12 protein-coding genes are annotated in these 12,032 nt (G+C 65.7%); 11 read left to right on the top strand and 1 reads right to left on the bottom strand.

Annotation, left to right across the window (positions count from 1 at the left end; translation table 11 throughout):
* Positions 1 to 123 precede the first annotated feature (123 nt).
* From B1790_RS12760 to B1790_RS12725, 8 genes are all read left to right on the top strand, one after another.
* On the top strand, positions 124 to 1,350 hold the full coding sequence (locus B1790_RS12760; RefSeq protein WP_233165082.1) for an alkane 1-monooxygenase: 1,227 nt from the start codon (positions 124 to 126) through the stop codon (positions 1,348 to 1,350).
* The gene (locus B1790_RS12755) at positions 1,347 to 1,550 is read left to right on the top strand and encodes a rubredoxin (protein WP_079923573.1); all 204 of its coding nucleotides are present in this window, start codon (positions 1,347 to 1,349) and stop codon (positions 1,548 to 1,550) included. The genes B1790_RS12760 and B1790_RS12755 overlap by 4 nt, the downstream gene beginning before the upstream one ends.
* Complete coding sequence (locus B1790_RS12750; protein ID WP_079923572.1) at positions 1,547 to 1,726, top strand: rubredoxin; 180 nt, start codon at positions 1,547 to 1,549, stop codon at positions 1,724 to 1,726. The genes B1790_RS12755 and B1790_RS12750 overlap by 4 nt, the downstream gene beginning before the upstream one ends.
* A gap of 29 nt (positions 1,727 to 1,755) precedes the next feature.
* Positions 1,756 to 2,388 (top strand): TetR family transcriptional regulator, encoded by a 633-nt coding sequence (locus B1790_RS12745; protein WP_079923571.1) that lies wholly within the window; start codon positions 1,756 to 1,758, stop codon positions 2,386 to 2,388.
* 119 nt (positions 2,389 to 2,507) lie between these two features.
* Positions 2,508 to 3,974, top strand: a complete 1,467-nt coding sequence (ahcY, locus tag B1790_RS12740) for an adenosylhomocysteinase (RefSeq protein WP_079923570.1) — start codon at positions 2,508 to 2,510, stop codon at positions 3,972 to 3,974.
* Positions 3,975 to 4,107: 133 nt separating this feature from the next.
* On the top strand, positions 4,108 to 5,946 hold the full coding sequence (locus tag B1790_RS12735; protein ID WP_079923569.1) for a nitrilase-related carbon-nitrogen hydrolase: 1,839 nt from the start codon (positions 4,108 to 4,110) through the stop codon (positions 5,944 to 5,946).
* 32 nt (positions 5,947 to 5,978) lie between these two features.
* A complete protein-coding gene (locus B1790_RS12730; RefSeq protein ID WP_079923568.1) occupies positions 5,979 to 7,031 on the top strand; it encodes a cupin domain-containing protein in 1,053 nt (350 codons plus the stop codon).
* A gap of 327 nt (positions 7,032 to 7,358) precedes the next feature.
* The gene (locus B1790_RS12725) at positions 7,359 to 8,627 is read left to right on the top strand and encodes a lipase family protein (protein WP_079923733.1); all 1,269 of its coding nucleotides are present in this window, start codon (positions 7,359 to 7,361) and stop codon (positions 8,625 to 8,627) included.
* Between the two features lie 101 nt (positions 8,628 to 8,728).
* On the opposite strand, the gene B1790_RS12720 is transcribed toward B1790_RS12725, so the two are convergent.
* Entirely contained in the window at positions 8,729 to 8,947 is a 219-nt protein-coding gene (locus tag B1790_RS12720; protein WP_079923567.1) for a WXG100 family type VII secretion target, read from the bottom strand.
* Positions 8,948 to 9,003: 56 nt separating this feature from the next.
* Between B1790_RS12720 and B1790_RS12715 the strand changes: the two genes are divergently transcribed.
* Genes B1790_RS12715 through mtrB form a run of 3 tightly spaced genes read left to right on the top strand, consistent with a single transcriptional unit; the run spans position 9,004 to position 12,022 of the window.
* Positions 9,004 to 9,633 (top strand): dTMP kinase, encoded by a 630-nt coding sequence (locus tag B1790_RS12715; RefSeq protein ID WP_079923566.1) that lies wholly within the window; start codon positions 9,004 to 9,006, stop codon positions 9,631 to 9,633.
* A 56-nt stretch (positions 9,634 to 9,689) separates the two neighbouring features.
* Positions 9,690 to 10,376: a two-component system response regulator MtrA gene (mtrA, locus tag B1790_RS12710; protein WP_056556032.1), complete on the top strand. Its 687-nt coding sequence runs from the start codon at positions 9,690 to 9,692 to the stop codon at positions 10,374 to 10,376.
* Entirely contained in the window at positions 10,373 to 12,022 is a 1,650-nt protein-coding gene (gene mtrB / locus B1790_RS12705; protein WP_079923565.1) for an MtrAB system histidine kinase MtrB, read from the top strand. Before mtrA ends, mtrB begins: the two co-directional genes overlap by 4 nt.
* The last annotated feature ends 10 nt before the right edge of the window (positions 12,023 to 12,032 follow it).

Raw genomic sequence — 12,032 nt, 5'->3', positions numbered from 1 at the left:
CAGATCTCGGCGACCGCGTGCGCATCGATACTTTACAAAACATGGCTCCGTGTCTAGACGTGAGACAAAATTGCGCCTACAGTCAACCGCAGTTGGTGATGGCACTCACATGGAGGTGAAGCGGTGACGACACACGTGGAATCGGCGGACGGCACGGTTCCGGTCGATCGATGGCGGGACAAGAAGCGGTACCTGTGGCTGATGGGGCTGATCGTGCCCACCGCGGTGTTGGTGATGCTCCCGGTGGTGTGGGCGCTCAACCAGCTCGGCTGGCACGCGGCCGCGCAGGTGCCCTTCTGGATCGGCCCGATCCTGGTCTACGTCGTCCTGCCGTTGCTGGATCGGCGCTTCGGCCCCGACGGAGAAAACCCGCCCGACGCGGTGATGGAGCGGTTGGAGAACGACAAGTACTACCGCTACTGCACCTACAGCTTCATCCCCTTCCAGTACGTGACCGTCGTCCTCGGGGCCTATCTGTTCACGGCGTCCGACCTCGGTTGGCTCGGTTTCGACGGCTCGTTGGGATGGCCGGCCAAGATCGGTCTGGCGCTGTCAGTCGGAATGATGGGCGGCGTCGGCATCAACACCGCGCACGAATTGGGGCACAAGAAGGACACTCTCGAACGCTGGCTGAGCAAGATCACTCTGGCGCAGACGTGCTACGGCCACTTCTTCATCGAGCACAACCGAGGCCACCACGTGCGGGTGGCGACACCGGAAGACCCGGCGTCGGCCCGGTTTGGTGAGACGTTCTGGGAGTTCCTGCCGCGCAGCGTGTGGGGGAGTCTGAAGTCGTCGTGGGAACTCGAGGCACAGCGGATGCGGCGGTTGAACCGGAGCCCGTGGCATCCGTCCAACGACGTCCTGAATGCCTGGGCGATGTCGGTGGTGCTCTACGGCGCGCTGATCGCGTTCTTCGGCGTTGCGCTCATTCCGTACGTGGTGATCTCGGCGGTGTTCGGCTTCGCGTTGCTCGAGACCGTCAACTACCTCGAGCACTACGGGCTGCTCCGGCAGAAGACCGCGAGCGGACGCTACGAGCGGTGCGCGCCCGAACACAGTTGGAACTCAGATCATTTGGTGACCAACCTGTTCCTCTATCACCTGCAGCGGCACAGCGATCACCACGCCAACCCGACGCGCCGCTACCAGACCCTGCGCAGCATGGACGGTGCGCCGAACCTGCCAAGCGGCTACGCCTCGATGATCGGGCTCACCTACTTTCCGCCCTTGTGGCGCAAGGTCATGGACCACCGCGTGCTGGCGCACTACGGCGGCGACCTGAGCCGGGTCAACATCCATCCGCGGGTGCGGGCCAAGGTGATGGCGAAGTACGGGGCGGCCCAATGAGCGCCTTTCGCTGCCCCGGTTGCGATTACGTCTACGACGAAGTGAAAGGTGCTCCCCGCGAGGGCTTTCCGGCGGGAACGTCGTGGAGCGACGTGCCCGACGACTGGTGCTGCCCGGACTGTGCGGTTCGGGAAAAGGTCGACTTCGAACCCGGGGCGAGCGAAGCGACGGGAAATGACACAGTGAGGGTGACGCCATGAATTTCAAGTTGTTCGTCTGCGTGCAGTGCGGATTCGAGTACGACGAAGAGAAGGGATGGCCCGAGGACGGCATCGCCCCGGGCACCCGTTGGGACGACATCCCCGAGGACTGGAGTTGCCCGGACTGTGGCGCGGCGAAGTCGGACTTCGAGATGGTCGAGGTTGCACGGGGTTGACCGCCCCTCGAACCGATAGTCTCGCGCGTATGAACAGTCCGACCGACCGGCGTACGGCCGCACGCGTGCCGTACGCCGAGGCGTCGCGAGTTCTGCTCCGCGGGTCGATCCTCGACGGCATGCGGGACATGCTCCTGGTCCGGGACTGGTCCTCCATCACGCTCACCGACGTCGCCAAGGCGGCCGGCATCAGCCGTCAGACCATCTACAACGAATTCGGATCACGCCAGGGCCTGGCCGAGGGCTACGCGCTGCGGTTGGCCGATCGTCTGGTGGACGCGGTCGCCATCGCCATCGAGGCCAACGTCGGCAACGTCTACACCGCGTTCCTGGAGGGCTTCCGGGCCTTCTTCGCCGAGTCGGCATCCGACCCCCTGGTCATCTCGCTTCTGACCGGTGCGGCGAAGCCCGACCTCCTTCAGATCATCACCACCGATAGTGCGCCCATCATCACGAGGTGTTCGCAGCGACTCACCTCGACCTTCATGCACAGCTGGGTCCGCGCGAGCGAAGAGGACGCGGGAGTGCTGGCCAGAGCCATCGTGCGGCTCGCGATGAGCTACGTCTCGATGCCGCCGGAAGCCGATCACGACGTTGCCCGTGACCTGGCCCGTTTGATGACACCGTTCGCCGAGCGATACGGTGTCATAGACACCTCCTAGCCGGCAGTGCGCCATAGCGCCTGTCCCGCGAGTCCGCAGGCTTCGGGTGTCGCCGGCGCACCGTGCGTGCGCGCATGGCATTTGACGACCCGAGATGACCAACGAAGTAAGGGCTCTACATGACTGCACCAGCACTGACCGCCGATGTCCGCAACGGCGTCGACTACAAGGTCGCCGACTTGGAACTGGCCGAATTCGGCCGCAAGGAGATCCGCCTCGCCGAGCACGAGATGCCCGGCCTGATGGCGCTGCGCCGCGAATACGCCGACGTCGCACCGCTCAAGGGCGCCCGGGTATCCGGCTCGCTGCACATGACCATTCAGACTGCGGTGCTGATCGAGACCCTGGTGTCTCTCGGCGCTGAAGTCCGCTGGGCGTCGTGCAACATCTTCTCCACCCAGGACCACGCCGCCGCGGCCGTCGTCGTCGGCCCGCACGGCACCGTCGAGGAGCCCAAGGGCGTCCCCGTCTTCGCCTGGAAGGGCGAGAGCCTCGAGGACTACTGGTGGTGCGCCGACCAGATGCTGACGTGGCCGGGTGAGCCCGCCAACATGATCCTCGACGACGGTGGCGACGCAACCATGCTGGTGCTGCGCGGCGCGCAGTTCGAGAAGGCCGGCGTCGTGCCGCCCGAGGAGGACGAGCACTCCGACGAATACAAGGTGTTCCTGAACCTGCTGCGTCGTTCGCTCGAGGCCGACAAGACCAAGTGGACCAAGGTCGCGGAGTCGGTCAAGGGCGTCACCGAGGAGACCACCACCGGCGTGCTGCGGCTGTACCAGTTCGCCGCCTCCGGCGAGCTGTCGTTCCCTGCCATCAACGTCAACGACTCGGTCACCAAGAGCAAGTTCGACAACAAGTACGGCACCCGTCACTCGCTGATCGACGGCATCAACCGCGGCACCGACGTCCTCATCGGCGGCAAGGCCGCGCTGGTGTGTGGCTACGGCGACGTCGGCAAGGGTTGCGCCGAGGCGCTCAAGGCGCAGGGCGCCCGCGTCGCGGTCACCGAGATCGACCCGATCAACGCCCTGCAGGCGCTGATGGACGGCTTCGAGGTCAAGACCGTCGAAGAGGCCATCGGCTGGGCCGACATCGTCATCACCGCCACGGGCAACCAGGGCATCATCACCCTCGACCACATGCGGTCGATGAAGCACCAGGCCATCCTTGGCAACATCGGTCACTTCGACGACGAGATCGAAATGGCTCGCCTGGAGCGCGACAAGGACATCCGCCGGATCAACATCAAGCCGCAGGTCGACGAGTTCATCTTCCCCGACGGCCACTCGATCATCGTGCTGTCCGAGGGACGTCTGCTGAACCTGGGCAACGCGACCGGACACCCGTCCTTCGTGATGAGCAACAGCTTCTCCAACCAGGTCATCGCCCAGATCGAGCTGTGGACCAAGAACGACGAGTACGACAACGAGGTCTACCGCCTCGCCAAGCACCTCGACGAGAAGGTCGCCAAGATCCACGTCGAGGCACTCGGCGGCTCGCTGACCAAGCTCACCAAGGAGCAGGCGGAGTACATCGGCGTCGACGTCGACGGCCCGTACAAGCCGGAGCACTACCGCTACTAAGGTAGCCGCGTCGAACGAGAGCCCCTGGCACCCCGTGTGCCAGGGGCTCTTTGCGCTGTTGATAATCCCTTTTCAGTCATCGGAGTTGGCCGCAGGCACTAGCCTCTGGGGACGCCTGAGACTGGGGAGATTCATGGCATCGCTCGCTCCGTTCAAGGTCGCCGCCGTCGAGTTCAATCCCGAGCTGTTCGAGCTGGAACGAAACATCAAGCGAGCGTGTGCAGTCGTCGACGAAGCGGCGGCTGCCGGAGCGAAGCTCATCGTGCTGCCGGAGGCAGCCCTCTCGGGGTACATCTATCGCGATCTCGAGCAGTTCCTGCCCTACATGGACTCCGTGCCAGGCGCCGGCACCGATGCGGTTGCGTCGGTCTGCGCCAAGTACGGCTGCCACGTGGCCATCGGTATCGCCGAGATCGACCCCGCGACGACGCTGACCTACAACACCGGTGCGCTCATCGGACCCGACGGTTACATCGGCAAGTACCGCAAGAATGGGCTGAACCCCAGCGACGTCATGTGGTTCACCCCCGGCAACACCGGCTACCCGGTGTTCGACACCGAGCTCGGCCGAATCGCCATGGTCATCTGCTATGACGACACCTACTGGGAACCGGGCCGATTGGCCGCACTCAAGGGTGCCGATCTGATCGCCTACATCTGCTCCAGCGATCGGGTACTCACTCAGCTCACTGCGGAGTCGGCAGGCAACCACTCCACGATCGCCGCCGTCCAACAGCTGGCGGCGTGGAACGGTCTGGCGATGGTGGCCGCCGATCGCAACAACGTGGAAAGCAATCCCACGACTGGGATTTCGGTGGTCTACGGTGGTTCGGCATCGATCTGGCAGGGTGACGGCCGGCGGACGGGACACCTGCCCGCGACCCAGCAGAACCTCACTGCGGCCAACCCGGGCGCCATCCTCTACGGCGAGATCGACCCCTCCCTCTACGTCAACGACCAGAAGGCCACGCTGACCCGGCGTCGACCGGAGCTCTACGGCGATCTCGCATTCTTCAAGTCGCCCAGCGACACTCGGGCATCCCGGGAGTCCCACGCGATCACCGTCACGGCCGTGCAATATGCCGTCGTCGCCGGCGACGGTGACGGCAACATCGCCCGGGCGAACGAGCAGGTTCTCGCGCTGCAGTCGGTCGAGACCACCGGTGGGCTGGTGGTGTTCCCCGCATTCACCATCCACGGCGTCCCGAAGGATGCCGCTGCGGCGGCGGACGTGGCCGAATCTGGATTCGGACGCACTGTGCAGGTGTTGTCGGACTTCGCAGTTCGGCTTGGCAGCTTCGTGGTGGGTAGTCACGTGGAGCGCGCCGACGGCCAACTCTTCCACACCGCGCTGCTCGTCCAGCCAGACGGCAAACTGGCGGGAACCTATCGCCAATGCCATCTCGACGCGTCCTACGGATGGGCCAATCCTGGCGACGACCTACCGGTCTTTGAGACCGACATCGGACGGATCGGCCTGCTGCTGTGCGAAGACCTACGGTTTCCCGAGGCGAGCGGCGTGCTCAGCGTCCGTCGGGCTGATCTGATCGCGGCTCCGACGAACTGGACCGGTAATTACGGCGGACCCCTGCAGGAATCGGAAGGCCTCTTCGCACACGGCTTTCCGGCCAACACCATGTGCCTGTGGTACGCCGCGGCCAAGACCAGTCAGGCCTACTGCATAGTCGCCAACGCGGTGGGCAACGGGGCCCAAGGCTCCAGTGGGGTGTTCACCGTCAACCCGGTCGACGCCGAGGCCCCGGTCGTCGCATCCGTCGACGCGGCGGAGGTGGTGAGCTTGGACATCGTGACCGGCGCCCACCCGCAGTGGTGGATGGATCAGCAACGGCTCGTCGCCGGCCGACGTAGCGATCTGGCCGTTCCACTGATGCTGCGCACCGATTCCGCCGTATTCGCCGAATGGCAAACCAATGCCGGTTACGCCCAGACCTGGGCGGCGTACTCACGATGACCGCAGTGTGCTGGGTGAGAAAGGGATGACACATGACCGCGAGGCTCGACCGCAACGCACATTCGCTCTCGCTGCTCGACGGCGAGATCGTGGAGGAATCGGATCTGGGATCCATGCGCCGCGTCACCGCCAACGAACTGCCCATCCTGGCGGGGATGTCGATCAAGCATTTGGTGATCAACCCCGGTGCCATGCGCACCCCGCACTGGCATGCCAACGCAAATGAGTTGACCTACTGCATTTCCGGCACGTCACTGGTGTCGGTGCTCGACAGCGGCAGCCAGTTCTCCCCGTTCGTCGTCGGCCCGGGGGAGATGTTCCACGTCGACTCGGGCTCACTGCACCACATCGAGAACATCGGAGACGACCCGGCCGAATTCGTCCTCGCGTTCCGGCACGAGCGCCCGGAGGACTTCGGTTTGGGGGCCGCATTCGGTGCGATGACCGATGCCGTACTCGGCAACACCTACGACCTCCCGGCGTCTGACTTCGCCACCATGCGTCGCGACACCGGCGACCGACGCCTGGCGGCACGCGTCGGCGACCCGGTGATACCGCCCAACGCCCACTTCAACGACCCGCACAAGTTCGCGGTCGAAGCGCAAAGCCCGCCGGTGGGAAGCGCCGTCGGTTCGGCCCGGCTGGCTCGCGTGCAGTTCTGGCCGGCCCTCAAGGACCTCTCGATGTACTCCCTGAGGATCCGCGAAGACGGCATGCGCGAGCCGCACTGGCACCCGTCGACGGCCGAGATGGGCTACGTCGCAACCGGAAGCTCGCGGATGACGCTGATGAATCCCGATGGCTCACTTGACACCTGGTATCTCAAAGAGGGGGACATGTACTTCATTCCCCGCGCCTACCCGCACCACATCGAGGTGTTCGACGCCCCGGACCTGCACTTCGCGATCTTCTTCGACCAGCCGACGCCGGCCGACATCGGTTACCGCGCGTCTGCCAGTGCGTACTCGAGGGAAGTGCTGGCCGCCACGTTCAACATGCACGTCGACGACTTGCCGCGGTTCCCGTTCACCAATGCCGACCCGCTTATCGTCAACCGGATCAATCCCGTCGATCCGCGCGACTGAGGTGCTGCCCTGCTCGTCCGGGGCGATCGGCGCACGCGGGGCATCCGGCGTACCGGCTTCGCCCGCCGCGCTGACGACGGCGCCGGGCAGGACCGTTGTCCGCCCCCGGCCGCGCGGACGCCAAGCCCGAGTACTGCGACGAGTACTACCGCTTATGTGTGCGGTTGCTCTGTAGCAGCTCCTGAAGGCCTTGCCCCACTTCGGTGGGTCGGGGCCGTTCGTCCGTCTCGACTGGTGTCGGCCAATGCCGTTTTGTCATAGGCATTTTCGCGCGGTGGCTCGTTGAACGCCGGACGAAAGCACACCAAGTGTTACGGTACGGCCATCATGCACCGGGTAGCGGGAGTTCTGCTTGTCCTCTTGTCGATGGCAACCCTGGTGGCGGCGCCCTCGTCGCATGCGGATCCCACCAACGACGTGCGTGATCCGAAGTACAACGAAGACGAGTACACCGCGTTCTACACTCCGCCCGAACCGTTGCCGCCCGGGCAGCCCGGCGACCTGATTCGCACCGAGCCCTCACGGCTGGTGCTCGAGCCCTCCGGGCAACTGGGTGCCATCATGGCGACCGGTACGCGAATCATGTACCGCAGCACCGATGCTCGCGGCAATCCGATGGCCGTCACCGGAACGTACTTCGAGCCGTTCAACGACTGGCCGGGGCGCGGCCCACGTCCGCTGATCGTCTACGGACCCGGCACGCAGGGGCAGGGTGACCAGTGCGCGCCGTCGCGACAGTTCAACCAGGGCATTCACTTCGCCCCGTATCTGGACTTCTCCTTCAACTACGAAGAGCTGTTCGTCGCGACGATGGTGGCCCGTGGTTTCGCCATCGTCATGACCGACTACCAAGGACTCGGTACGCCCGGCCTGGACGCGGGCCGGGCGGCGATGCGCTTACCCGATACGTCCTTGGATCCCCATGGCCCGACTGCCTTTTGGGGATATTCGCAGGGCGGGGGAGCGGCGGCGTCGGCGGCAGAACTCGCACCGACCTACGCTCCCGATCTCACGATCGTGGGAACCTACGCGGGTGCGCCACCCGCCGACCTCAAGGAACTCTTCCCGTACGCCGACGGCAGCGCGTTGGTCGGGGTGGTCGGCTACGCACTCAACTCGGTCATCACGACCTATCCGGAATTCGGCGACGCGATCCGGTCGAAGATGACGCCGCGCGGCGCCGATCTGCTGCAGAAGGTGCAGGACCAGTGCATCGCGGAGACAGCCTCCAAGTTCATGTTCCGGCACCTACAGCCGTACTTCACCGAGGACATCACTGCGCTGGTCGCCGAGGAGCCGTTCAAATCCCTGTTCGACATGCAACGCCTCGGATATCTGAGGCCGACGACACCAGTGTTGATCAACAGCAACCGCTTCGACCCGTTGGTGCCGTGGACCGCGGCGAACCAGCTCGGCCGGGATTGGTGCGCCAAGGGCGCCGACGTCGAGTTCCGCACCAACGAGCAGCCACCATTCCTCAACAAGATGGTGATCAACCACGCCCTACCGATGCTCGTCGACGGCGAATCCGCGATGCAGTGGATCGCCGACCGGTTCAACGGCGTGCCGACTGCGCCCAATTGTGGGACGTTCTAACTCTCGGCGGAGATGAGCTGTGCTGTATGGGCTTTGGCGTCGTCGACCTGCTCTGGTAGGGCCGTCGTAAGAGACCGACCGGGACATCTGCATCAGCTGCTTCAGTGGGAGTCGCCGATCTGGATCCTGCAGTCGGGCCCTTGGTGAAGCCATGGTGGCGCGTAGGCGGAGGCAGCCGCGCCCTTCCATCCCGCGCCCAGCAACTGCGTGGTCTCGTCGTTCACGCTCGACAACCCGTCGCGCAGGCTCTGCGCGGCAGCTTTCCGTCGCGCAGATGCCGAGGCCAACTCCGACACCACGACTTCCACCGACTGCCCCACTCGTCCGAGCCTATCGGCGCACGAGGGGCGTCAACCGCACCAGTTACGCTCGCCCCGTGCTCATCGCGATCGAGGGGGTCGACGGCGCCGGGAAGCGGACGCTGACCGACGGCCTGCAGGCGTCCTTCGAGTCGACGGGCAAGACCGTCGCCCGCCTCGCATTTCCGCGCTACCACCAATCCGTGCACGCGGACATCGCAGCCGAGGCGTTGCACGGCCAGCACGGCGACCTGTCGTCCTCGGTGTACGCCATGGCGACGTTGTTCGCCCTCGACCGCGCGGACGCCAAGCCCGAGATCGAACGGCTCTGCGCCGGACACGACGTCGTGATCCTGGATCGCTACGTCGCGTCCAACGCCGCGTACAGCGCGGCGCGGTTGCACCAGGAGGTGGACGGAAGCGTCGTCGCCTGGGTCGCCGAACTCGAGTTCGCGCGGTTCGCCATGCCGCAGCCCGATTGGCAGGTGTTGCTCGCCGTACCGACCGAGTTGGCCGCCGAACGGGCGTTGCGTCGCGAGGCGGCCGACGCCGATCGCACGCGCGACGCATACGAGCGCGACGACGGCCTTCAGCGTCGAACCAGCGCTGCCTACGCCGCGCTGGCCGCCGCGAATTGGCAGGGGCGCTGGGCCGTCGCCGGACCCGACGTGGTCCCCCAGAAATTGGCGCAGGCGCTCACTGCCTGATCTGCGGGCAAAACGCCCGGTGTGGTAACTCAGGTTTGTCGCGTTTCGGTGACACGATGGGCACCATGAGGCAAAGGATTCTGGTCGTCGACGACGATCCGTCGCTCGCCGAGATGCTCACCATCGTCTTGAGGGGCGAGGGCTTCGACACCGCGGTGGTCGCTGACGGCAGCCAAGCGTTGACGGCGGTTCGCGAACTGCGGCCGGACTTGGTCTTGCTCGACCTCATGTTGCCCGGCATGAACGGCATCGACGTATGCCGCGTGCTGCGCGCCGACTCCGGTGTTCCGATCGTCATGCTGACGGCCAAGACGGACACCGTCGACGTGGTGCTCGGCCTGGAATCCGGGGCCGACGACTACGTGATGAAGCCCTTCAAGCAGAAGGAGCTCGTCGCGCGGGTCCGCGCCCGGCTGCGCCGCAACGACGACGGTCCGGCCGAGATGCTGTCGATCGCAGACGTCGAGATCGACGTGCCCGCGCACAAGGTCACCCGCGGCGGAGAGCAGATTTCCCTGACGCCGCTGGAGTTCGACCTGTTGGTGGCGCTGGCACGTAAACCGCGGCAGGTGTTTACTCGGGATGTGCTGCTCGAACAGGTCTGGGGTTACCGGCATCCCGCCGACACCCGGCTGGTGAACGTGCACGTCCAGCGGTTGCGCGCCAAGGTCGAGACGGATCCGGAGAACCCGCAGGTGGTGCTCACCGTTCGAGGAGTGGGGTACAAGGCCGGACCCCCGTGATCTGGGGTTCCCGCCGACGCATTCGGAGCCGCTCGGCTCCGATGCTGCGGGGTCTCGGCACGTTGGGCCGAGCACTCGGCTTCGCGTGGCGACGCTCCCTCCAACTTCGGGTGGTGACGCTCACCATCGGGCTGTCGCTGGCCGTCATCATGGTGCTCGGCTTCGTGCTGACCAGTCAGATCACCGATCGCATCCTCGAGATCAAGGTGCGTGCAGCCACCGAGGAAATCGAGCGAGCCAGCACGACGGTCAGCGGAATCGTCGGAGGCGAGGAAACTCGCTCGTTGGACAGCAGTCTTCAGTTGGCGCGCAACACGCTCGTCGACCGCAAGGTCGATTCGGGGGCGGGACTCGCCGGCGCCTTCGACGCGGTGCTGGTGGTGCCCGGCGACGGGCCGCGAGCCGCCACCGCGGCGGGACCGGTGCAGCAGATCCCTACGGCGCTTCGCGACTTCGTCAAGGCCGGACAGGTCAGCTACCAATACGCCACGGTGAACACCGACGGCTTCTCGGGGCCGGCGCTGATCGTCGGCAGCCCGACGTCGTCGCCGGTCACCAATCTCGAGCTCTACCTGATCTTTCCGTTGAACAACGAGGAGAGCACCATCGCGTTGGTGCGCGGCACGATGGCCACCGGCGGCATCGTGCTGCTGGGGCTCCTCGCCGCGATCGCGCTTCTGGTAGCCAGGCAGATCGTGCTTCCGGTGCGGTCGGCGTCGCGCATTGCCGAGCGGTTCGCCGAGGGGCACCTGACCGAGCGGATGCCGGTACGCGGCGAGGACGACATGGCCCGACTGGCAGTGTCGTTCAACGACATGGCCGAAAGCCTGTCGCGTCAGATCACCCAGCTGGAGGAATTCGGAAACCTGCAGCGCCGCTTCACCTCCGACGTCAGTCACGAGCTGCGTACGCCGTTGACCACCGTGCGCATGGCCGCGGACCTGATCTACGACCACAGCGACGACCTCGAACCCGCGCTGCGACGCGCGACGGAATTGATGGTCAGCGAGCTGGACCGGTTCGAGACGCTGCTCAGCGACCTCCTCGAGATCTCCCGCCACGATGCGGGCGTCGCGGAGCTGTCGGTGGAGTCCGAGGATCTGCGGCTGACGGTGGGAAGCGCCCTGGAGAACGTCGGTCACCTCGCCAAGGACGCCTCGGTGGAGCTGGTCGTGGACATGCCGTCGGAGGCGGTCATCGCCGAAGTCGACGCGCGGCGGGTGGAACGCATCCTGCGCAATCTGATCGCCAACGCCATCGACCATGCCGAGCGCAAGCCGGTGCGGATTCGGATGGCGGCCGACGAGGACACCGTCGCGGTCACGGTGCGCGACTACGGTGTCGGGCTGCGCCCCGGTGAGGAGAAGTTGGTGTTCAGCCGGTTCTGGCGCTCGGACCCGTCGCGGGTGCGCCGCTCCGGTGGGACCGGGCTGGGGCTGGCCATCTCCATCGAAGACGCGCGGCTGCATCAAGGCAGGCTCGAGGCGTGGGGAGAGCCGGGCAAGGGTGCCTGCTTCCGGTTGACGTTGCCGTTGGTGCGCGGCCACAAGGTGACGGCAAGCCCGTTGCCGCTCAAGCCCATTGGCCAGGACAAGCCGTCGGTCACGCCGACGCGCGACCGGGAAACCGCCGGGGAACGCGCGTGAGACGCGCGCT

This window comes from Mycobacterium sp. AT1 (genome assembly GCF_002043095.1).
Classification (GTDB): Bacteria; Actinomycetota; Actinomycetes; order Mycobacteriales; family Mycobacteriaceae; genus Mycobacterium.
This window is presented reverse-complemented; position numbering and strand designations above follow the sequence as displayed.

Coding starts and splice junctions, on each gene's coding strand:
- B1790_RS12755 (WP_079923573.1), top strand. CDS start 1,347: ATGAGCGCCTTTCGCTGCCCCGGTTGCGATTACGTCTACGACGAAGTG.
- B1790_RS12750 (WP_079923572.1), top strand. CDS start 1,547: ATGAATTTCAAGTTGTTCGTCTGCGTGCAGTGCGGATTCGAGTACGAC.
- B1790_RS12745 (WP_079923571.1), top strand. CDS start 1,756: ATGAACAGTCCGACCGACCGGCGTACGGCCGCACGCGTGCCGTACGCC.
- ahcY (WP_079923570.1), top strand. CDS start 2,508: ATGACTGCACCAGCACTGACCGCCGATGTCCGCAACGGCGTCGACTAC.
- B1790_RS12735 (WP_079923569.1), top strand. CDS start 4,108: ATGGCATCGCTCGCTCCGTTCAAGGTCGCCGCCGTCGAGTTCAATCCC.
- B1790_RS12730 (WP_079923568.1), top strand. CDS start 5,979: ATGACCGCGAGGCTCGACCGCAACGCACATTCGCTCTCGCTGCTCGAC.
- B1790_RS12725 (WP_079923733.1), top strand. CDS start 7,359: ATGCACCGGGTAGCGGGAGTTCTGCTTGTCCTCTTGTCGATGGCAACC.
- mtrA (WP_056556032.1), top strand. CDS start 9,690: ATGGGCACCATGAGGCAAAGGATTCTGGTCGTCGACGACGATCCGTCG.